The sequence below is a fragment of the Variovorax sp. F042 genome (assembly GCF_057814215.1).
Map to the genome: position 1 here is coordinate 89,345 of NZ_JBVASX010000005.1, position 22,527 is coordinate 111,871.

Below are 22,527 nucleotides of genomic sequence, written 5' to 3' on the forward strand. Positions count from 1 at the left end.
CCCATGTCCACCGATATCGAATTTGCCGACGACGACCAGGCGTTCATCAACTCCCAGCAGTTCCAGGACATCAAGAGCTGGACGCATGACCACCTGCTCAGTCGCATCGAGGAGCTGGGCGCGGAGTTCGGCCGCTGGTCGCGCGCCTCGATCCAGCAGTTCGTCGAACTGGAGGTCGACAGCTTCGTGCGCCTGCGCCGCGTGCCGATCAACGACCGCGAGATGCAGCTCATCTCCGATGCGTTGACGAAGGAGCTCGCGGGCTTCGGCCCGCTGGAAGACCTGCTCAACGACCCGGCGGTCGAAGACATCCTGATCAACGGCTACCAGAACGTGTACGTGTCACGCCACGGCATGCTGGAGCGCGAGACCGTGCGCTTCGCCGATGCGGAGCACGTGATGCGCATCGTGCGCCGCATCCTCGCGCCGCTGGGCCGACGGCTCGACGAGTCGAACCCGATGGTCGACGCGCGCCTGCCCGATGGCGGCCGCATCAACGTGATCATCGAGCCGCTGGCCATCGATGGCCTGTCGGTCTCGATCCGCAAGTTTCGCAAGGAGCCGCTCACGCCGGCCGACCTGGTCAAGCTCGGCACCTTCGACGCGGGCATGGCGCAGCTGCTGGAGATCGCGGTGCGCGCGCGCTGCAACATCCTCGTGAGCGGTGGCACCAGCTCGGGCAAGACCTCGCTGCTGAACGCACTCGCCAGCTTCATCCCGGCGCGCGAGCGCGTTATCACCATCGAGGACACGGCCGAACTCTCGCTCGGCACCAGCCACGTGGTGCGGCTCGAGAGCCGCCCCGGCGGCTTCGACGGCACGGGCGTGGTGTCGATCCGCGACCTGCTGCGCAACAGCCTGCGCATGCGGCCCGACCGCATCATCGTGGGCGAGGTGCGCGGTGCCGAAGTGATCGAGATGATGCAGGCCATGAACACCGGCCACGAAGGCTCGATGGGCACCATCCACGCCAGTTCGCCGCGCGAATGCCTGTACCGCCTCGAAATGCTCGCGGGCTTCGCCGGCTATCAGGGCAGCGAAGTCAGCCTGCGTCGGCAGATCGCCAACGCCATCGACTTCATCGTGCAGATCGGGCGGCTTTCGAGTGGCCAGCGTCGCATCATCTCGCTGAGCGAGGTCACGGGCGTCAACGACAACGTGGTGGCGATGCAGGAGCTGTACCGCTACGAGCCGGTCGCCTCGCCCGACGGCGAGGAGCGCGACCGCTGGGTGTCGCTGGGCATCGCGCCGCACTCGCCCAAGATCACGCGCTTCCGCCAGTCGCTGCAGCGTGCGTCGCAACACGGGGGAGACAACCGTGCGTGAAGTCCTGCTCGCGGTCGCCTGCGTGGCGCTGCTGCTGGCAGCCGCAGGGGTGCTGCTGTGGCAATGGGCGAAGGGCCGGCAGGCGCGGCAGGCGACGGAACGGCATCTGAATCAGCAGATTCTGGCCACCAGCACGGCGGCCACGGCAACCGCCGTGCCGATGCCCCTGCGGGATCTCCCCGGCGAGGGCCTTGCCTCCAGCCTGACCACGGACCCGTGGTTCGACGGTGGGGCGGGGTCCGCCACGCCCGCTCGCACCGGCCTGCTCGAGCGCGCGGTCCCTGGGTGGATGGTGGGCGTGATCGAGCCGCGCACCATCGTCTTCGCGCTGATCGCCATCGTCGCCATCTGCCTGCTGGTCGGCGTTTTCGTCGGATGGCTCGCGGCGCTGGGCGTGCTGTTTCTTCTTCTGCTGATGACGAGTTTCGCCCTGTGGCTGCAACTGCAGAAGTTCCGCCGCAAGCTGATTCACCAGCTCCCCGGCTACATCGATGCCATGGTGCGCCTGATCACCATCGGCAACTCCACGCAGGCGGCATTCCAGCTGGCGATTGCTACCACGCAGGCTCCGCTGCGCGGTCATCTGGATCGCTCGGCGGCCCTGGTGCGTGCGGGGGTGGACCTCGACCGCGCGCTGCACCAGACGGCGGACAACGTGCGCATCGAGGAGATGTACCTGCTCGCCTCCATCATGGGCCTGGGCGTTCGCTACGGCGGCCGCGCCGACCTGCTGCTGGAGCGCGTTGGCAACTTCATGCGCGACCGCGAGCAGGCGGAGCAGGAGCTCAGCGCCCTGTCCTCGGAGACGCGCCTGTCGGCCTGGATCCTCGGCCTGCTGCCCGTGGGCGTGGGCGCCTTCCTGATCTTCACCAACCCCAGCTATTTCATGGGAATGTGGAACGACGGCACGGGCCGCATCCTGATCTTTTCCGCGGTGGGCCTGCAGCTGACGGGCGCTGCGCTCCTATACCGGCTGGCGAGGCTGGCATGACGTTGACACCCAATCAACTTGCCATCTTCAGCCTTGTGCTGCTGGCGCTGGGCCTGCTGGTCGGCGCTGGCGCGCTCGTCGCGGCCGAGCTGCGTCGCACGCGCAGCGGGCAGGTCATCGGCCGGGCCATCCGGCAGGCGGTCGTCGCACCCGATCCGAAATCCGCCGTCGAACTCGCGGACCCGGATGCACCACCCAAGCCCGAGCTCGACCTGCCCTTCCACTGGTTGGACTCGCGTCTCGGCCGGGCACTGGTGGCGGACGAAGACCGCAACCTCATCGACCAGTGCGGCCTTCGGTCGAAGCGGGCGCAGCTGGTCTTCCTGATCACGCGGATCTCCCTCGCCTTGGCGCTCCCGCTGCTGGCCTATGTCTTCTGGAGCAGCGGGCACACGCGCAGCACAGTCACCATCGTCCTCGCGACGGCAGCGGCCGTCGGCTTCATGGCGCCCAAGTGGGTGCTCGGCCGCTTTGCCGCCAGCCGGCGCGAGCGCGCGGCCCGGGAGCTTCCCCTGTTCATCGACCTGCTGCGGCTGCTGCAGGGCGTGGGCCTGAGCCTGGACCAGAGCCTGCAGATCATGGCCACCGACTTCTCGCACGTGCTGCGCGTGCTGGGCTACGAGTTGGGCATCGCCAATTCGCAATACAGCCAGGGCCGCACCCGCGAGCATTCGCTGCATCGCCTTGCGACGCTGCACAAGAACGAGAACATGCGCGGCCTCGTCTCGCTGCTGGTGCAGGTCGACCGGCACGGCGGCGCGGTGCAGGAGCCGCTGCGCATATTCAGCGACCGGCTGCGCGAAAGCCGCCGCTCGGAGATGAAGGAGCGCATCGGAAAGATCACCGTGAAGATGACCGGCGTCATGGTGATCACGCTGCTGCCGGCGCTGGTCATCGTCACCGCGGGGCCGGGCTTCATCGCCATATTCCGTTCACTGGGAGCCATCGGCAAATGAAAACACTAATTCTTCCCAAGCGCGCGGGCCCTGCCATTCGCCTGCTGGCCTGTACCGTCGCTGCCATGGCCATTACCGGATGCGGCGCACTCAAGGACCAGTACGCAGCCGCTGCCGATGCGCAGCAGCGCGCGTCCGCCGAAGCCGCCGCCGACACCAAGGCCGGTGCCGCCGTCGACACCAAGGCCACCTACCTCAAGCTCGTCGAGCAGATGCAGAAGGAAGGCTTGTGGTTCGCATCGCTGGCGCACATCGACGCGCTCGAGCAGCGCTGGGGCGTGTCGCCCGAGTCCACTCGCATGCGCGCCGATGCCCTGCGCCAAACCGGCCAAGCCAACTTGAGCGAGCAGGCCTACAAGCGCCTGCTGGGCACACCGCTCGAAAGCGCCGGCTACCGTGGCCTCGGCCTGCTGGCAGGCGCGCGCGGCAGCTACCCTGAAGCCGTGCAGCTGTTGAAGCAGGCCCAGCGCCTGACACCGACCGATGCCCTGCTGCTCAGCGACCTGGGCTATGCCAACCTGCGCGCGGGACAGATCGCCGACGCCCGACTGCCGCTGATGCAGGCGCTGCAACTGCGCCCCGACAGCACCCAGGCCCAGTCCAACCTCGCGCTCTACCTCGAAGTAACGGGCCAGGGCGAGCAGGCGAACAGCCTGATGGAAGCCAACCGCATGTCCCCCGCTGCGCGCGCAGCAGTGCGGGACGCCGCGCAGCAACTGCGCGCAGGCGGCGCGGTGCCCCTCGCGGCAGCCGGCGCCATGCCGCCTCTTGTTGCGGCAGTGCGTCCGCTTCCCAACACCACCACGGAACTGGCGCGCGAAGACCTGGCGCCGCAACAGCCTCCCCTGATGCTCAAGGCCTCGCGCTGGTCCGGCACGGGCGGCATCCGCACGGCCAGCCAGCGCAATCCATCCACCGCGGATGCCGCGGTCTCCCTTTCACCGAATTCGACCTCACAAGGCACCCCATGAGAAAAGCACACGCCACCCGTCTCGCCGCGCTGTTGGCCGCATTCGGCCTTGCGGCCGCGCTGATGGCAGCCGCCCCCTCCGCGCTCGCACAGCAGGCGACGCCGCCCAAGGCGCCGGAGCCTGCGGCGGCGCCAGTGCCCGTGCCGCCGCAGGGCCAGGAAGAAATGGCCGGGGCGGAAGAAGAGTTCGTGTTGTACGGGTCGCCACAGGTGGGCGACACCACGCAGGACCTGCTCGCATGGCAGCGCGGCGGCGAGATCGCATCCGCCACGCCGCGGCCCATTGCCGGCGAGATCGCGAGTCGCAGCTACCAACGCTATCTGAAGAGCTTCGAGTTCCCGATTCCGGAAAGCATGGGCTCGATCGTCAAGCAGACGGCGGTTGGCGGCGGTGCTGCGCCGACGAAGTAGGCCGAGGCAGACACGCCAGGCATCGCCATGAACACCCAACGCCTTCGCACCCGAGCGCACGCCCAGCGCGGCGCGTACGCGGTCGAGTTCGCCATGGTGTTCCTGATCTCCTTCTCCTTGCTCTACGGAATCATCAGCTACGGCATGCTGTTCGCGTTTCGCCTGGGGCTGCAGAACGCGGCGGAAGACGGGGCGCGCGCAGCGCTGCGCTACCAGCCCACCCTGCCGGCACGCGCCACCCTGGCCCAGACCACTGCCACGACAAGCAGCAGCTGGATGCCGACCACCGTGACACGCAGCGTCAGTGCCACCGTGTGCGGGGTGGTCACCAACAACTGCGCCGCCCCCACTTGCGGCGCCACCTGGGACACCCGTTGCCAGATGGTCGTGACCGTCACGGCCACCAACCTGAAGCTCCTGCTGCCGCCCTTTCCCAGTTTCGCCATGCCCGACCAGATCGTCGGCAAGGCCAGCATGCTTCTTGACGGGAGGGCGCCATGAGCACCGGGCGCCGTTCGAACGGCAGCAAGGGCGCGGCCATGCGCGACCGGCAGCGCGGCGTGGCCGCCATCGAGTTCGCGATGGTCTTCATCATTTTGTTCAGCGTGCTGTACGCGCTCGTGACCTTCGGTGCGGTGTTCTATCTGCAGCAATCGGTCACGCGCGCGTCGGAAGAGGGAGCACGGGCCGTGGGCCTGCTGACGCCGGCGCCGACGGCAGGCGACCAGCGGGTCAAGGACGCCGTGTACGACTCGCTGGCCAACTCGCTCGTGGTGCCCGCATCGGCCAACAGCAGCGTGGTGACACGGCGCAGCTGGATCGTCACCAATGTTCCGGTGAACGTGACACGCAGCGATCCGAGCGCCCCGGGGGCCTACATCCGCTATGACGTCACCGTGAGCTATCCGTACAGCGCGAACCAGCTGCTGCCGAAGATTCCACTGGTGGAGCAGTGGATGCCTACCCAACTCCAAAGCCGGACGAGCGCCGCGCTTCGATCGTCCTGAAGAGGACGCCATCGCCATGAACGCCGCATTCCGGAGCCACTCCCGCCGCACGCGATCCCGCGGGTCGGTCCTCATCAACACTGCGATCGCGATGAGCCTGGTCGTCATCACGCTGATCGGCACCGAGATCGGCTTCATTTACTTCATGAAGCGGGAGTTCCAGAAGGCGGCGGACCTTGCCGCGCTGGCGGGTGCGCAGCAGATCCGTGGCGGCTGCGCGGCCGCAATCACGGCGGCGCAACTGAACGCCAACGGTGCGCCGGGCGGCTCGAGCGCCAACATGCCGGTGGGGCTGACGCTGGCCGCGGGCGAGGTCCAGTGCGGCTACTGGGACAAGGACACGAGCTTCCAGACGCCCGCCGTCACGGGCCCGGCCAATGCAGTGCGCGTGGCCTTCCAGAAGGCTTCACCCACGCTGCTGTCGTTCTTCACGGGCAACCGGCTCATCAGCGTCAGCGCCGTGGCAGCACTCAGCGCGCCGCTCGCCGAGTTCTCCGTGGGCAGCAAGCTCATCACCGTCAGCGGCGACTCGACGCTGGGGCGGCTGCTCAAGGGCATCGGGCTCGACCTGTCGGGCACCTCCCTGGTGGCCTACGACGGCCTCGCCCAGGCCAAGATCACGCCGGGCGGGCTGCTGGCCGCATTGGGCATCCCGGTCTCCGCCGACATCGGCGTCGGCGAACTGAACACGCTGCTCGCGGGCCGCTCCGTGGCGCTGGGCGACCTGCTCAATGCCATCGTGACACTGGCGGGCCAGAACAGCCTGCTGAGCAGCAACATCGCATTGCTCCAGGCCATCCAGGCCAAGCTCGGGATCACCAACCTCATGGTGCAGCTGGGCTCCGTCGCCGGTGGTCCCCGCGGCCTGTTCGCGGAGATCGTCTCGCCGGGCGGCAGCGGAAGCGGAGCGTTGAACGTGGGTGTGGGCGCGCTGGACCTGCTCTACTCCTCGATCGGCGTGGCGACCTCGCAGCATGCCGTCGACGCGGGGCTCAACATCAACCTGCTGGGGCTGGCGAAAGTCACCACCCAAGTGACGGTGATCGAGCCACCTTCGGTGGCCATCGGCGGCATTGGCGCCACGGCCTACAACGCGCAGGTACGCACCTTCATCCACGTGACAACCGATGCCGGCCTGCTCGGTTCGCTGCTGGCGCCGCTGGTCAAGCTCGACCTGCCGATCGTGCTCGACGCAGTGACGGGCACCGGCACGATCACCGACATGTGTACCCCAGCGCTCCAGGACCCCGTGAGCGGCAAGGATCGCGTGAAGTTCCAGGTGACAAGCAAGATTGCGAACATATGCGTAGGACAGATCGCGTCGACGGACCTGTTCTCCAAGTCGACTGTCTGCAGCTATCCGTCCACGCTGAAAGACACGGAACTCATCAACGTTCTGGGGCTGCTCAAGGTGACCAATCACCTCAATCTTGGCGTGCTGCCCGGGCCCGACTCTCAACTGACACTCGCAGAAGGTGAGACTGGTACGACGCCAGTCAACAACCTACAGGTGGGCACACTGGTGGCGGACCTCGTAACCCAATTGACCAACTTGCTCTTCGGTGGGCCTACGCCAACGGGCACCCCCAGTAGTGGAGATTTAGACAAAATTACCAACCAGATCTGGAACAACACAGCCAGTGTCTGTTCGGTGGATACGTCTTCCTGCCGTGCCCTGCGACTCGATCAGGCGCGCGCCGTCATCAACCAGAACTCACAAGCAAGCGGCTTACTTACGGGATTGCTAAATGGGCTTGCTGGCCTGCTCACAAGTATTGCCAACCCATGTTCAGGCGTGATTCTTCTCGGCGGCGGTGATGTCAATGGGTGCAAGAGCATGATCAAAGACACCCTAAGCAAGACGACGGACGCTAATACGGGAGGGAAGGTTTCAAACGCACTTTCTGTCCTGGCCGGCCTGCTCAAGCCGCTGCTCGACGCCGTCGGTACATCGGTCCTCACCCCTCTCCTGACAAACGTACTCGGCATCAACCTCGGCCAGATCGACGTGAACCTGAAGTCGCTCGACTGCAAGGGCCTGCCCATGCTTGTGTATTGACGCTCCCCCTCCGATGAATTCCCCCGCCTCCAACTTCGACGAACTCGACCTCTTTGTCTGGGAAGGCAAAGCCGACATCCTCGACCGCATCGCGCGGTGCATGGCGAGCTTCGACGTGGAGGTGATCCGGGCCGATGGCCTGCCGCCTCCGCCGCAGGATCGCGGTGCCGCGCTGCGTCCCTCGGTGGCGATCATCAGCGTCACGGTCATCGACAGCGGCGGGCTGGCGCATGCCACCGAGCTGCTGCAGGGCATGCCGGTGATCTGGGTTGCGGCGGGTTCGCGCGAGCGCGATTCGCGCACTTATCCGCCCGAATATCTGCATGTGCTGCCGTACGACTTCACCTGCGCGGAGCTGCGCACGATGGTCGCCAAGCTGGTGCGGCAGTTGCGCGCGCGCGAGGTTGCGCCGCAGCCGCCCGATGTGCTGGTGGCGCACTCCGAAGCAATGAAGGCGCTGCTGGCCGAGGTGGGCGCCTTTGCCGACTGCGACCACAGCGTGCTGGTGCGCGGCGAAACGGGCGTGGGCAAGGAGCGCATTGCGCAGCAGCTGCACCTGGGGCACCAGCACTACAGCAAGGGCGCGTTCGTGGCGGTGAACTGCGGCGCGATTCCCGACGGGCTTTTCGAGTCGCTGTTCTTCGGCCACACCAAGGGTTCGTTCACGGGCGCGGTGCATGCGCATCGCGGCTACTTCGAGCAGGCCACGGGCGGCACGCTGTTCCTCGATGAAATCGGCGACCTGCCGCGCTATCAGCAAGTGAAGCTGCTGCGCGTGCTGGAAGACAGTGCGGTCACGCGGCTGGGCGCGACGGCGCCGGTGCGCGTCGACTTCCGGCTGGTGGCGGCCACCAACCGCAACCTGCGCGAGATGGTGGCGAGCGGCGAGTTTCGCGCCGACCTGTTCTACCGGCTCGCTGTGATCGAGCTGCACGTGCCCAGCCTCGAAGAGCGCGGCGAGGTCGACAAGATCGCGATCTTCAAGGCGCTGCTGACCAACGTGCTGGGCGACGAGCTCGAAACGCTCGGCGAAACGCCGCACTGGCTCAGCGACGCGGTGGCCGAGACTTACTTTCCGGGCAACGTGCGGCAGCTGCGCAATCTCGCGGAGCGCGTGGGCGTGATCGCGCGGCAACTGCACGCCTGGGACCAGAACCTGATCCAGCGCGCCATCGCACTCACGCGCGGCACGCCCGCGCCGGCGATCTTCGCCGACCGCAATGGCATGGGCGGCGGCAGCAGCAACGGCAATGGCAGCTCGCTCGATGGCAGCGCCGACCGCAAGGGCTGGAACAGCAGCGAGCGCAACCGTATCATCGCGGCGCTGGAGATCAACGACTGGAAGCGCCAGGACACCGCGCAGCACCTGGGCATCAGCCGCAAGGTGCTGTGGGAGAAGATGCGCAAGTACCAGATCCTCGACGGCGAGCCGGGCATCCCCGAAGACGCCTGACCGACGACAGCGGCCTCAGGGCATCGAAAGGCGCGGGGTCTTGCGCAGCGGCGGGTTCGCTCCAGCCGCATCCACGCTGCGCTCGGCCACCGGCTCGCTCGCGCAGGCCGTGTTGCTCGAGATACAGAGCTTTGCCAGCAGGCCGTCTTCCGTCAGCACCTGGCGGCTGGGCGCGCCGAAGAGGCGGTCGATCCAGCCGTTGGTGCCCACCGGGTCGATGCGCAGTTCGCCGGTGGTGCGCGCCAGGCGCAGTTCGGAGATGCGCAGGTCGAACACGCCGTCGACGTAGTCGAAAAGCAGCGTGTAGTAGTCGAGCTGCGCGTCGAGCACCTTGGGCAGGGTCTCGCGACCGAACTCCATCAGGCGGCGGCGACCGCGGAAGGCCTGGCCGGCGGTGCTGACGGCTTCCATCAGCTGCTTCTCGCGCTCGCGGCCGGAGACGGTGCGCGACCACGATGCCGACGTGAGCTCGAACAGGTTGAGCTTCACGCCTTCGAGCTTGGCTTCCTGGTTGGCGACTTCGGCCAGCGCCGACTTCAGGCGCAGCTGCCGGTCGAAGCCGTTGCCGAAGTTCCAGTTGAGTTCGACGGCCGCGCGCGTCGGGTCTTGCGGCGACACGCCGCGCGGGTCTTTGCTCTTCACGAGCACGGCGTCGAGCGACGGGTAGAGGCTCGCGTCCTGCTGGTCGGCCAGCGCCTTGGCGCGGTCGATGCGGCCCTGCGCCTCTGCAATTTCGGTGCTGCGCGACTCTGCGCGGCGCAGCGCCTCTTCCTGCGAGCCGATACGCCATTGCGTCGGTGCCGCGAGCACGGGCAGCGACTCGGGATTGGGCGAGAACTTGAAGTAGTTGCGGAACTTGGCGAGCGCCTCGTCGCGCTGCGCCTCGAAGTCGGACTCGCGCGCGGCCACCAGCGCGCGCCGCGAGGCCGCCATGTTCAGGTCGTTGTCACCGCTCACGCCCAGCGCCACGCGGCGGGCCTCGGCCTTGGAGATTTCGGCCACCACTTCAGTGGCCTTGTGCGCGATCTGCTTCTTGAGGTCGAAGCGCTGCACCTGCAGGTAAGCGGTGAGCGCGTCCAGCACCACCTTCTGCGAGGTGGTGATGACGGCTTCGTCGTCCGCCTGGTTGCCCGCTTCGGCGGCGCGCTGTGCGGCGCTCATGGCACCGCCGTCGATCAGGCTCATGCGCGCCTCGGCGGTGAGCACGGTGTAGCTTTGGGTCTTGGCGTTTTCCGCGCCGCTGTTGTAGTTGCCGGACGAAGTGCCGAGCTTGAAGCGCGGGTAGCGCGCCTGCTTGGCCGCATCCACGCTGTAGCTGCTGGTGTTGGCTGCCGCCTGCGCGGTCTGCACTTCAGGGTATTCCTGCGACAGCGTTATCAGGGCCTGCTTCACCTGCTGGGTGTAGCTCGCGGCGCCGAGCGACGGCGGGGACAGGCGGCGCGCAAGCATGAGCCTGGCACCTGCCTCCTGCTGCTGCTGTTGTTGCTCCTGCGCAAAGGCAGCGGGCGGCAGCGCGAAGCTCGCGCACAACGCTGCGCAGACAGCGCCGGAGCCCATGCGGCGCAGGTCGACCGGTTTGCGGTACTTCATGGTTCGCGGAAGGCTTCGCGCCGCAGCTTGAGCACAGGTCGCAGGATGTACCAGATGAACGGGTCGGTGCCCACACGCAAGTCCACTTCGGACTCCATGCCGGCGGTAATGCGGTTCTCGTCGCGCCCCACGTGGGACTGAGACATGCTGATGAGCAGCCGGTAGTACGGCGCACCGCTGGAAATGGCGGGGTCGCGGTCGGCATCGGCCGCCACCAGCTTGACCTTGCCGTCGACCGCGCCGTAGCGCAGGTAGTCGTAGGCGGTGATCTTCACCCGCGCCTGCTGGCCCACTTCGATGAAGCCGCGGTCGTTGGGGTTGAGCCGCGCCTCGACCATGATCTCGTCCTCGTCGGGCACCACTTCGAGAATCGACTCGCCGGGCTTCACCACCCAGCCCGGGCTGGAGTTGCGCAGGCCCTTGACGATGCCGTCCGACGGCGCCTTCACCACCGTGCGCGAACGCTGGGTGCGGGCACGCGCCAGGTCTTCGCTCAGGCTGGCGAACTGCCGCTCCACCGTGGCCAGTTCATCCGATGCGCGGCGGCGAAAGCGCCCTTCGGCCTCGGCCATCTTGGCCTGCGCCTCGGTGATGGAAGCGTTGGCTGAAATCACGCCCTGGCGCGCCACCGCGAGTTCGCTGCGCGCGCTCTCGGCCTGGCGCCGCTTCTCCAGCACCTCGACCTGGCCGACCAGCTTCTCGCTGAGCAGCTGTTCGGAAATTTCCAGTTCCTTCTGCGCCAGCACCAACCGGTCACTCAAGCCCTTGACCTTGGCCTGCTGCTCCAGCTGCTTGCTGCGCGCCTGCTCCAGGCCCGACACGGCGCCTGCCATCACGCCGCGCTGTTCGAGCGCGCGCGCCTGGTAGGCGCCGGTCTCGCCTTCGAACACGGCTTCGTCGATGTCGGTGGCAAAAGATTCGCGCTTGAGCGGCTGGCCGCGGCTCTCGGCGATGAGGCGCACGCGGGTAGCCTGCGTGGCGGCATAGCGGGCAGTGAGTTCTTCGAGGTTGAGGCCGCTGCCGCCCAGGTCGATCTCGACCAGCGACTGGCCCTGCTTGACCTTGTCGCCTTCCTTCACCAGCACGTTGCTGACGATGCCGCCTTCCAAATGCTGGATCGACTTGACGCGGTCAGAAGGGATCACGCGGCCGGGCGCGACCACCACGGTCTCCATCGGGAAGCCAAGGCCCACCAGGGCCAGCACGCCGATCGCGCCGCCGATGACCCACTGGCGCCGCCGCCCCTGCGGCGAGGTCTGGGCCGCGCGCTTGTCGTTCTCGTCCTGAAGAATCTGCGGCAAATCTGATTTCAAATCGCGTCCCCGGTCACTCGTCATTCGCGCATCACGCCATCGAGCGGGAGGCCGTGGCCCCCGCTGCACCGTCTTCCGCATCGCCCAGCGCGACCAGCGGCTTCTTCACGCCGAACAACTTCGGCACCATCACTGCGGCCGTGCCCTGCTCCACATTGCCCAGCCCCGTGACGTGGTAGACCACGCTGGCGGCGGAGACGATGCGCAGCGAATGCGTGACCACCACCACGGTGCGCACCTTGGCCACCGCGAGCAGCGTGGCGAGCAGGTTGCGCTCGCTCTGGAAGTCGAGGTCGTTGCTGGGCTCGTCGAGCACCAGCACCGAGGGCTTGCGCAGAAAGCTCATGGCCAGCGCCAGCTTGCGCCGCTCGCCCACCGACACGCCGGTGCCGCCTTCGCCGACCATGGTGCGGTAGCCATCGGGCAGCCGCGAGATGAAGTCGTGCGCGCCCGAGAGCTTGCAGGCCGCAACGATCTGCTCGTCGCTCTGGCCCGGGGCCGTGCGGCGCATCACGTCGATGAGCGAGCCGCCGAACCAGTAGACCTCCTGCGAGAGATAGCTGATCCAGTGCGACAGCTCTTCGCGGCCGAACTGCGAGAGGTCGTACTCGCCAATGCTGACGATGCCGCGCGTGGGCGTGTACAGGCCCGACAGCAGCTTCACCAGCGTGGACTTGCCCGCGCCGTTGCGCCCGACGATCACGTGCAGCCCGCCCGGGCCGATGTCGAGGTCGACGTTTTCCAGCACCGGCTGCTGCGCTGTTTCGGTGAAGCTGAAGCTCACGTCCTTCAGGGTGATGCGGCCCAGCGGCTGCGGCAGCGTCATGCCCGTGGGCGGCTTCTCGACCGGTTCGCGCAGAACGGTTTCGAGCCGCTTGGCGGCTTCCTTCGCGGTGGCCAGCGAGCGCCAGTTCGACACCAGCCCCGCCACCGGCTGCAGCGCCTTGAGCGCCAGCATGTTCGATGCGACGAGGCCGCCCACCGTCATCCACTGCTCCATCACCGAGACCGCGCCAACGGTCACCACGACGACCGAGAACACGGTGAGCAGCACGGTGGTGCCGTCGCGCGCGGTTTCGATCTGGCCGTTCTTGCTGAAGCTCTCGGTGAGCCATGAGTTGTAGGTCTTGCGCCACATCTCGATGGTCGGCGCGTCGTTGGCCTGGGCCTTGAGGGTTTCGCGCGCGTTGCAGATCTCGGCCGTGACGCGCTCAAGGCCACGGCCGCGCTGCACTTCCTCGACGCGGCCGGAGCGCACTTCGTCGGCCCACCACCACGCCAGGAAAGACATGATGGCCAGGAACAGCGCCACCACCGGCAGCACCGGCAGCGCGACGATGCCGATGACGATGAGCGCGAAGATGGCCATCGGCAGGTCGAAGATCGATTGCGCGAGCCCGCCGGTGACGGTGCCGCGCACCGAGGCCACGTCGCGGAAGTACAGGTGCCACACAGAAGCGGGCCGTGCTTCGAGCGCGCGCAGCGGGCGGCCCAGCATCGAGTTCAGCAGCGCGCCCGACACACCGTGGTCGATGATGGCGCCCGCATTGCGCAGCAGCCGCGAGCGGCGCGTGCGCAGCCAGAACTCGATGCACAGGAAAAACAGAATGCCGCTGACCAGCGCGGCAAGCGTCGAGGTGCCGCTGCGCGAGAGCACGCGGTCATACACCTGCAGCAGGAAGATCGAGGGCAGCAGCCCGAACAGGCTGATGGGTAGCGAGCGCCACGCCGCGCTCTTCACCAGCGGATAGGCCGCTCGGAATGCGGCGTTCAAGGCGCCCGCATAGGGACTGGCGCCAGGTTCGTCTGGCGTGTCGGCAACCAATTGACTGGGCAAGAGGAACTTGATCATGGGAAAGAGCCGATCCGTCGTGCAATGACGCCTGCGTCATTATCAACTGTTACCCGGCTGTTACAAGGCAAAAATTCACTCGCCGTGCACATCAACACGACAGCTTTCGCCTCCCATGAACCGGCTCCGGTTGCGCGGCGCTTCCCTTGACCGCGCAACCGGCCGGACTCCCTGCTTTGGCCTCCCTGTTTGATTGGGGCAAACCCTCTGCGAACACCAATGCGATGTTGGCGCAAAGCAGCATGCAAAGCACCCATGCGCACAGCAGTTGCAGCCAGCCCAGCCACCAGCGGCGCAACGGCTGCCGACGCAGCGGCGCCTCATGTTCGAAGGGCGAGTTCGCGAGTACGTTCCATCTCATGGCAGTGCTTTCAAAACCCGGGCCAACCGGGACAGGCCGACGCCCGCTGAACTCTTCGCCAGCACCCAGTCGCCGGGCTGCAGCAGGCTGCCGAGCGCGGTCGACAGATCGGACACGTCGACGAACCAGTGCGAGCGCACCTTGGTGCGAATGCGCGTGTGCAGCGCCCGCATCAGCGGGCCGCACAGCAGCACGCGGTCGGGCTGGGAGGCCAGCAGCTCGGCTTCGAGGTCGAGGTGGTGGCGTTGCGCGGCGGGGCCGAGCTCCTGCATGTCGCCGAGGATCGCCACGCGGCGCGACGGCTCGCAGGGCGCCTGCGACAGCAGCTCCAGCGCCGCGCGCATCGAGCTCGGGTTGGCGTCGTAGGTCTCGTCGATCAGCTTGAAGCTGCCGCCGCCGATGTGAATGGTGTGCAGTGCGCCACGGCCGCCCGGCGGCTCGAAGTGCGCGAAGGGCTCGACCGCGGCCGCCAGCGGCAGGCGCATTGCCTGCAGGGCCGCGAGCGCGGCGATGGCGCTCGCGCCCATGTGGCGCCCAGGCGCATTGAGCCGCAGCTGAAAGGGCTCGCCCGCCACCATCGCCTGCACTTCGCCATGGTCGAAGGCGAGCAGGCGCACATCGGCGTCCTTGTGCTCGCCGCAAGTCACGATCTGCAGTTGCTGCGCCATCGCCGCTTCGGCAAAGGTCGCGAACTCGGGCATGTCGCGGTTGAGCACCACGCTGTCGCCCGGCGCCATGGCCTGGAAGATCCGGCTGTCGAGCCGCGCTGCGGCCTCCGACGGGCCGCGGTGTTTCTGCGACGCGGCCGACAGCCCCGTCACCACCACCAGCGAAGGCCGCACCAGCTGCGCCGACGCCGGCATGTGCGAGGTGCCCATCTCCAGCACCCAGTAGGCCGCGTGCCGCGGCATGCAGGTCATGTTCCAGGCGATGCCCGATGGCAGGCTGACGTTGCCCTCGGGCTGGCCGACCTCGCCCCACACGGTGAGCGCGCCGGCCAGCATGGCGGCGACGGTGCCGCTTGCCGCGCCGTTCGTCGCGCCGCTGCCGAGCACGCCGCACACGCGGCCGGTGAACTCGGCGCGCGCATGGTCGCCCAGCTCCAGCACGGCCTGCAGCACGTTCGACACCTTGAGCACGGGCACGCGCTTGTCGAGGTGCGGCTTGGGGTCGGTGCACAGCACGGCTGCCGCCGGTTGCAGCACGCCCTTGAGCGTGACGGCCGCCAGTGGTGTCTTCGACGGCCGCGTCTGGTGGTCGAACACCACGCGGCCCTTGCGCATGAAAGAGCGCTGCGCCACGCCGGTGGCGCGCCAGCCGTCTTCGGGCTTGACGACCCATTCGCCGCCGGTGACGCGTGCCATCTCGCTCGCGGTCCAGACGGCGCCGTCGTCGCGCGCGCCGCCCACGCCGGTGCTGCCACCGCCGCCCGTGCCGGCCGCGCCGGGCGAGGCGCGCCGCTCCACCAGGTAGCGGTGATAGGCGACGAAGCCCGACACGTACTGCTCGACGTCGTCGATGCGCACGCGGAACGAGTGATGGCGGATGAAGAACGAGCCGACGACGGTGGAAGGCCGCCGGAAGTACATCGCCATCTCGGGCCAGAAGAAGCCGTTGAGCAGGTAGTGCGCGCGGTAGTCGAGCGCCCGGTAGAACTTCTCGACGTCGAGCTCGTCGAGCAGGTGCCGCATCGCGGGCATGCCCTCGAGCCGCTGGAGCATCTGCTGCGCGGCCAGCATGAGTTCGAGCAGCGTCGGGAAGGTGGTCTTCCGGTCGAGCACAAAGTCCAGATACCCCGCCACGTTCTGCAGGCCAAAGCGAAAGTACTTCTCCTGCGGGCTCCAGTGCGTGAGCTCGTACACGCAGCAGCTGAGCCAGTGGTCGTGCGCCTGCCAGTGCTGGCTGGAGATGAAATGATCGAACGCCTTTTCGACCACGGCCAACCATTGCGGGTCGCGCGTGAGGGCATACAGGCGCATGAGGCCGTAGGCCGCTTCGCCGTCGTAGTAAATGATGCGCGAGGCCTGCTTGACCGTGAGGTCGGCCGCATGCAGCACGTGGTTGAAGCGGCCGGTGGCCGGGTCTTGCAGCGAGGCGATGCCGAGCGCGAGCTTTTCCAGCAGCGGCAGCCAGCGGCGCGTGTCCATCAGCTCGCAGTACTTCACCAGCGCGAGCACGCAAGCCGCGTTGCCGCCGAGCTTGATCTCGCCGCCGGTGTCTACCAGGAACGCCACCGCGCGCCCGTCCAGCAGCGTGTAGTCGCGGATCAGCGAGCTCGTGAGGTGGTCGAGCGAGCGGTCGATGGCCGCGCGCAGCGTTTCGTCGCGCGTGAGCTCCCACGCTTCGATCATTGCGTAGAGCGCGCTCGCATGGCGCATCGCGTCGTAGGTCGGAATGCGGCGGTCGAAGCACGGAAAGTAGCCGTACACGAAGAGGCCGTCGCTCTGCACCTGGCGCGCCAGGTACGACGAGCCGCTGCGCACGAGGTCGAGCACCGACTGCGGGTTGAGTGCCGGCAGCTGGCGGCGGCCCGCGTCGAGCCCCGTGCCCACCAGCTTGTGCACCACGCCGTCGGGCTGGCAGAACACGCCCACCGTGGCGAGCAGGTAGACCGGCTGGTCCGAGGGCATGTCCAGCGGCGGCGAACTCTGGAAACGCGCCTGGCCGTAGACCTCGAAGTTGCGCGCGTTCACCACCGAATGCGGAATGGTCGAATCGCCGCACAGCATGGCGTTGGCGTTGAGCTCCTGCTCGGTGAAGGCCAGCGCGAAGTCTTTGTCGAAGGCCAGGCCGAGGCGGAAGTAGTTGCGCTTGACGGCGGTGAGCTGTGTCTTGAACTGGGCCCAGTCCATCGGGCTCGCGCCCTCGACCCAGTCGATGCGCAGCCACGGCGACACGATGCCGCGCTCGCGCACCCAGCGCTCGGCATGCTCGGCGCCTTCGCGCCAGGCGGTCTCGAAATCGGCGGCCCGCGCGTGCACGACGTGTGCGCGCTGCGAGCCATCGCTCACGGAGAAGAACAGCGTGAACGCCGGGTACGGGGCAGGCAGCGCCGCGCACACCGACACCAGGCGTTCGTGGCAGGCGTGGAGCTGGTCTGGGAAGGACATCATTCGGCTCCGGACGAATGCGGGAGACCGGCCGCGCCCGTCATCTGCTCTCGCTTTGATGACGTGTGCGTGGGCCGGAAACCGCCGTCGTCGAAGTCATCGCGGTGATCCGGTTCAGCGGTAGCTGAATTCGGCTCGGCGATTGAGCTGATAGCCCTCCTCGGTGGTTTCGAGCGACGCTGGTTTTTCCAGGCCCCAGCTGATGGCTTCGATGCGCTCGGCGGGTACGCCGAGCTGCGTGAGCGTGCGCTGTACCGAATCGGCACGGCGCTGGCCCAGCGCGAGGTTGTACTCGCGGCCGCCGCGCTGGTCGGTGTGGCCTTCGATCACGACCCGGCTCGCCGGCCGGTTGCGCAGGAAGCTCGCATGCGCCTCGACGATGTTGCGATCGCCCGGCCTGATGTTGTATTTGTCGAAGTCGAAGTAGACGATCTTCGGCACGCCGACCGGTCCGTTCTGCGGCGGCGGCGGCGGTGCCGGCTCCACCTTCGGCACCGCGGTGGCGGCCTTGTTCGAGTAGTAGTACGTTGCATCGTCGCGGCCCGCTTTCGGGGCCGCGCAACCCACGAGGGCTGCGCCGAGGGCGACGATGGTCAGTGTGCGGAAATTCTTTTTCATATCGGTCCTTTCGAGGGACAGGCCGGTGGTGGCCTGTCCCTGGTGCTGCAGCAGCTACTAGCTCCCTCGCCCCTCTTCCTTCTTTGTCTTTTAGTGATCAGCCCAGCAGACCGTGAAGGATGTTCGTCACGGGCGACGCGGCGTGCTCGACCAGGCTGGTGATCGGGGTCACGACATCGGTCACCAGCGGGGTGACTGCATGTTCGACACCGTTCACCACGCTGCTGACAGCGTCTGCCACCGGAGCGGTGGCCGTCGTGGCACCGGCCAGGATGTCGGTCACCGGAGCCGTCACGTCGTGCACCGCGCCCGTCGCGTTCGAGACGATCGGGGCCACGGTGTCGGTCAGGCCGCTGGCGACCGAGGTCACCGGCTGCAGGATGTTGGCCACCGGGCTGTCGGTGCCGGTCAGACCGCCGAGCAGGCCACCCACCAGACCGTCCTGACCCAGGAGGCTGCCGACGAGGCCGTCGTTGCCGAGCAGACCGCCTACCAGGCCATCGTTGCCGAGCACACCGCCGAGCAGGCCACCGGTGTCGCCACCGGTCACACCGCCGAGTACGCCGCCCAGCAGGCCGTCGTCACCGAGGATGCCGCCGAGCACGCCGCCGGTGTCGCCACCGGTCACACCGCCGAGTACGCCGCCCAGCAGGCCATCGTCACCGAGGATGCCGCCGAGCACGCCGCCGGTGTCGCCACCGGTCACACCGCCGAGTACGCCACCCAGCAAGCCGTCGTCACCGAGGATGCCGCCGAGCAGGCCACCGTCGCCACCGGTCACGCCGCCGAGTACGCCACCCAGCAGACCGTCGTCACCGAGGATGCCGCCGAGCAGGCCGCCGTCGCCACCGGTCACGCCGCCGAGTACGCCACCCAGCAAGCCGTCGTCACCGAGGATGCCGCCGAGAAGACCGCCGTCGCCACCGGTCACGCCGCCGAGCACACCACCCAGCAAGCCGTCGTCGCCGAGGATGCCGCCGAGCAGGCCGCCGTCGCCGCCGGTAACACCGCCGAGCACGCCACCCAGCAGGCCGTCGTCACCCAGGACACCGCCAAGGAGGCCACCGTCGCCGCCGAGGACGCCGCCAAGGAGGCCACCGTCGCCGCCGAGCACGCCGCCCAGCAAGCCGTCGTCGCCCAGGACGCCACCGAGGAGACCGCCGTCGCCGCCGAGCACACCGCCCAGCAGGCCGTCATCACCCAGGACGCCGCCAAGGAGGCCGCCGTCACCGCCGAGGACGCCACCCAACAGGCCGTCGTCACCCAAGACGCCGCCAAGGAGGCCGCCGTCACCGCCGAGGACGCCACCCAACAGGCCGTCGTCACCCAAGACGCCGCCGAGCAGGCCATCGCCCCCCAGCAGGTTGGCCACACCATCCGTCAGGTAGTCGACTTGAGCCGTGACACCATTCAGCAGCGCGGCCGTCGTGTTCGCGCCGAGCAGTTGATCTGTCAGCGGGCTCAGCAGGCCGGAGGCACCGCTCGCCACCTGGCCAACGAGGCCGTCGACCGGGTCGAGCACGTTGGGGTCGTTCCCCGTGAAGCTGGTGCCGAGCACCGGGCCCAGCAGGCCGTCGACCGTGTCGGTCAGGCCGTCCGCGACGCCGACAACCGGCCCGAGTACGTTGCCCAGGCCGAGCCCGCCCAGCAGGCCGGTGTTCAGGCCGTCGGCCAGGTTGCCGAGCACGCCGTCGGCCGGGTCGAGCAGCGCCGCGCCGGTGCCCGGGGTGCCGCCACCGCCGATGCCACCCAGCACATCGCCGAGCAGACCGCCAAGCAGGCCGTCATCACCCAGCAGGCCACCGACCGGACCGTCTTCGCCAAGCAGGCCGCCAACCAGGCCATCCGGCCCGAGCAGGCCGCCAGCGAGGCCGTCGCCGCCGAGCACGCCACCCAGCAGGCCATCGTCGCCCAGCAAACCACCCACCAGACCGTCGTCACCGAGCAGGCCGCCCACGATGCCGTCGCCGCCCAGCAGGCCGCCGACCAGACCGTCATCGCCCAGCACGCCGCCCAGAAGGCCATCGCCACCGAGCAGGCCACCCACCAGACCATCGTCGCCCAGCACGCCGCCGAGCAGGCCGTCGTCGCCGAGCACACCGCCCAGCAGGCCGTCGCCGCCCAGCACGCCACCCAGGAGGCCATCGCCACCGAGCAGACCGCCGACGAGACCATCGTCACCCAGCAAGCCGCCTACCAGGCCGTCGTCAGCGAGCAGGCCGTCGAGCGCGCCGCCCAGGAGACCGCCTTCGCCACCGAGCAGGCCACCCAGCGGGCTGTCAGAGATGAGGCCGGAGATCGCGCCGTCCTGGCCGAGCAGGCTGTCGACCAGGCCACCGTGGCCCAGCAGCTCGCCGGTGAGGCCGCTGCTGCCCAGCAGACCCGAGAGGGCGCCGTCGCCGCCGAGCAGACCGCCCACGAGGCCGTCGTCGCCCAGAACACCGCCCAGTGCGCTGCCATCGCCGAGCAGGCCACCCAGCAGGCCCTCGTCACCCAGCAGGCCGCCGGTCAGGCTGCCCACCGCGCCGTCGCCGAGCAGGCCGCCCACGAGGCCGTCGCTGCCCAGCACATTGCCGAGCAGGCCGCCCACGGCGCCGTCTTCGCCCAGCAGGCCGCCGACAAGGCCGTCTTCGCCGAGCAGGCCACCGACAAGGCCATCGTCAGCCAGCAGGCCTGACACCAGGCTGCCGTCGCCGAGCACGTTGCCGAGCACGCCGCCCAGGAGGCCGTCGTCGCCCACCAGCTGGTCGGTGAGGCCGCCGAGGCCGAGGGCGTCGGTCAGGCCGCTGATGATGCCGTGGTCACCGATCAGGTTGGTCAGGCCGTTGTCCAGCGCGTCGGTCAGGTAGTCGACCTGGCCCAGCACCGTGCCGAGGATGGCGGTCGTGGCGCCCTCGCCCAGCAGGTTGTCGAGCGTCGGGCTCAGGGAGTCGCCCAGCAGGCCGGTCACGCTGCCGACGGTGTTGTCGATAGGGTCGAACTGGTTGGGATCGTTCGGCGTGAACTCGCTGCCGAGCACCGGAGCGAGCACGTCGTCGAGCGTGTCGGTCAGGCCGTCGACCACGTTGTTGACCGGCGTGAGCGAGTCGCCAAGGCCGAGCGCATTGCCGAGGCTGTCGGTGACGTGACCGACGGCGCCATCGCCTGGATCGAGGAGGTGGTCTGCGTCTGCGTCTGCGTCTGCGTCTGCGTCGGCATCGGCATCGGCATCGGCATCGGCATCGGCATCGGCGTCAGCATCAGCATCAGCATCAGCATCAGCATCAGCATCGGCATCGGCGTCAGCATCGGCATCGGCATCGGCGTCAGCATCGGCATCGGCATCGGCATCGGCGTCAGCATCGGCATCGGCGTCAGCATCGGCATCGGCGTCAGCATCGGCATCGGCATCGGCGTCAGCATCGGCATCGGCATCGGCATCGGCATCGGCATCGGCGTCAGCATCGGCGTCAGCATCGGCATCGGCATCGGCATCGGCATCTGCATCTGCATCGGCGTCGGCATCTGCATCACCGTCCGCATCCGCGTCGGCGTCGGCATCTGCATCCGAGTCGGCGTCCGCGTCGGAGTCGCCCGGCGTGGTGGGCGTGGTCGGATTGCCCGAACCGACGAGCAGCGGAACAACGCTGTCGCTGCCGCCGCCGCCACCGCTGAGGGCGGCGCCAAGCGCTGCGGCGCCCAGAGCGCCGAGTGCGAATTCACCCAGCCCGATGCCGCTGCCGGCTGCGAGCTTCTTGGTCACAGCCAGGGCAGCGGCATCTGCGTCGCTGTCCGGCGGGGTCACTTGCAGGTCGCCCGAGGCGACATCCACATTCACTTGTTCGAGGCCGCCCGGCAGCTTGGTCGAGCCGATGGTGGCGTCGGTGCCGCCGGTGAACACACCGGCCAGCGGGGCCTTGTTGGTGGCCGATCCGGGGAAGAGAACATTGGCGTGGCCGTCCTGCGGAACGATCACGCGGTCACCGGCCATCAGAGTCTGATTGCCATCGACGGGAATGCTGACACCGTCGCGCATCACTGCGACACCCGGCGTGGCATTCGATAATGTGCCGATGCTGGACGGGCCAGCAGCTGCGGCGGGCGCCGCCGAGCTCAGCGAGGCAGGAGCGCCCAGCGGAGTGACGGTGGCCTGGGCAATGACCACAGGAGCGACGCCAGCGGCGGCAAGTCCTTCGGTCGAATTGGTCGATGCTTGTTGAGCGGTCATGGCAGCCTCTGTAACAAAAGATGCCTACTAAGGGGCAACTAGCGTGCCGCTTTTTTCGCGCCCCATGCCAAAGCGGTCCAGAGCAATGCAACCTGTTGATTTGTATGGAGATTTTTCTTTAAGCGGGGGTTTCCACCAGGGTGTGGAAACAGCTCGTAAGAAGGTCATTTGGCGATTCGTTACGTAACGATGTAACGCCCTGTACCCGGAACATCCGACACATCCCAAGCTCCCGAAGCCGCCTGCGAAACGGCTCGCAAACACGGCCCCCACACACGGCTCCCATCCCTCTTTTTCTTCTGC

General features: G+C 68.0%; 15 protein-coding genes. 9 read left to right on the plus strand and 6 right to left on the minus strand.

Translation table 11 applies throughout. The features are described from left to right. Positions 1 to 3: 3 nt before the first annotated feature. The 9 genes from ACZYSP_RS18200 to ACZYSP_RS18240 are packed head-to-tail and all read left to right on the plus strand — an operon-like array spanning position 4 to position 9,173. Complete coding sequence (locus ACZYSP_RS18200; protein ID WP_093079695.1) at positions 4 to 1,326, plus strand: TadA family conjugal transfer-associated ATPase; 1,323 nt, start codon at positions 4 to 6, stop codon at positions 1,324 to 1,326. Next, positions 1,319 to 2,317, plus strand: coding sequence for a type II secretion system F family protein (locus ACZYSP_RS18205; protein ID WP_489015722.1), 999 nt, complete (start codon positions 1,319 to 1,321; stop codon positions 2,315 to 2,317). The genes ACZYSP_RS18200 and ACZYSP_RS18205 overlap by 8 nt, the downstream gene beginning before the upstream one ends. Further along, positions 2,314 to 3,273 carry a type II secretion system F family protein gene (locus ACZYSP_RS18210; RefSeq protein WP_258352962.1) on the plus strand — a complete coding sequence of 320 codons (960 nt, stop codon included), beginning with the start codon at positions 2,314 to 2,316 and terminating at the stop codon, positions 3,271 to 3,273. The genes ACZYSP_RS18205 and ACZYSP_RS18210 overlap by 4 nt, the downstream gene beginning before the upstream one ends. Beyond that, positions 3,270 to 4,244, plus strand: coding sequence for a tetratricopeptide repeat protein (locus ACZYSP_RS18215; RefSeq protein WP_489015724.1), 975 nt, complete (start codon positions 3,270 to 3,272; stop codon positions 4,242 to 4,244). The genes ACZYSP_RS18210 and ACZYSP_RS18215 overlap by 4 nt, the downstream gene beginning before the upstream one ends. Then, a complete protein-coding gene (locus ACZYSP_RS18220; protein ID WP_489015726.1) occupies positions 4,241 to 4,654 on the plus strand; it encodes a DUF3613 domain-containing protein in 414 nt (137 codons plus the stop codon). The genes ACZYSP_RS18215 and ACZYSP_RS18220 overlap by 4 nt, the downstream gene beginning before the upstream one ends. Before the next feature lie 27 nt (positions 4,655 to 4,681). Continuing rightward, positions 4,682 to 5,155, plus strand: coding sequence for a TadE/TadG family type IV pilus assembly protein (locus ACZYSP_RS18225; RefSeq protein ID WP_426390411.1), 474 nt, complete (start codon positions 4,682 to 4,684; stop codon positions 5,153 to 5,155). Further along, positions 5,152 to 5,661, plus strand: coding sequence for a TadE/TadG family type IV pilus assembly protein (locus tag ACZYSP_RS18230; RefSeq protein WP_489015728.1), 510 nt, complete (start codon positions 5,152 to 5,154; stop codon positions 5,659 to 5,661). Before ACZYSP_RS18225 ends, ACZYSP_RS18230 begins: the two co-directional genes overlap by 4 nt. 16 nt (positions 5,662 to 5,677) lie before the next feature. Continuing rightward, the gene (locus ACZYSP_RS18235; protein WP_489015730.1) at positions 5,678 to 7,720 is read left to right on the plus strand and encodes a TadG family pilus assembly protein; all 2,043 of its coding nucleotides are present in this window, start codon (positions 5,678 to 5,680) and stop codon (positions 7,718 to 7,720) included. A gap of 13 nt (positions 7,721 to 7,733) precedes the next feature. Further along, the gene (locus ACZYSP_RS18240) at positions 7,734 to 9,173 is read left to right on the plus strand and encodes a sigma 54-interacting transcriptional regulator (RefSeq protein ID WP_093079715.1); all 1,440 of its coding nucleotides are present in this window, start codon (positions 7,734 to 7,736) and stop codon (positions 9,171 to 9,173) included. Positions 9,174 to 9,188: 15 nt separating this feature from the next. On the opposite strand, the gene ACZYSP_RS18245 is transcribed toward ACZYSP_RS18240, so the two are convergent. The 6 genes from ACZYSP_RS18245 to ACZYSP_RS18270 form a co-directional block, all read right to left on the minus strand. Beyond that, entirely contained in the window at positions 9,189 to 10,763 is a 1,575-nt protein-coding gene (locus tag ACZYSP_RS18245; RefSeq protein ID WP_489015732.1) for a TolC family protein, read from the minus strand. Continuing rightward, the gene (locus ACZYSP_RS18250) at positions 10,760 to 12,076 is read right to left on the minus strand and encodes an HlyD family type I secretion periplasmic adaptor subunit (RefSeq protein WP_489015734.1); all 1,317 of its coding nucleotides are present in this window, start codon (positions 12,074 to 12,076) and stop codon (positions 10,760 to 10,762) included. Before ACZYSP_RS18250 ends, ACZYSP_RS18245 begins: the two co-directional genes overlap by 4 nt. Before the next feature lie 31 nt (positions 12,077 to 12,107). After that, positions 12,108 to 13,928, minus strand: a complete 1,821-nt coding sequence (locus tag ACZYSP_RS18255; protein ID WP_258352953.1) for a peptidase domain-containing ABC transporter — start codon at positions 13,926 to 13,928, stop codon at positions 12,108 to 12,110. Between the two features lie 357 nt (positions 13,929 to 14,285). Beyond that, positions 14,286 to 17,402: a glutamate ligase domain-containing protein gene (locus ACZYSP_RS18260; protein WP_489015737.1), complete on the minus strand. Its 3,117-nt coding sequence runs from the start codon at positions 17,400 to 17,402 to the stop codon at positions 14,286 to 14,288. 111 nt (positions 17,403 to 17,513) lie between these two features. Continuing rightward, a complete protein-coding gene (gene pal / locus ACZYSP_RS18265) occupies positions 17,514 to 18,017 on the minus strand; it encodes a peptidoglycan-associated lipoprotein Pal (protein WP_093057541.1) in 504 nt (167 codons plus the stop codon). Positions 18,018 to 18,114: 97 nt separating this feature from the next. Next, the gene (locus ACZYSP_RS18270) at positions 18,115 to 22,224 is read right to left on the minus strand and encodes a hypothetical protein (RefSeq protein WP_489015739.1); all 4,110 of its coding nucleotides are present in this window, start codon (positions 22,222 to 22,224) and stop codon (positions 18,115 to 18,117) included. Positions 22,225 to 22,527 lie beyond the last annotated feature (303 nt).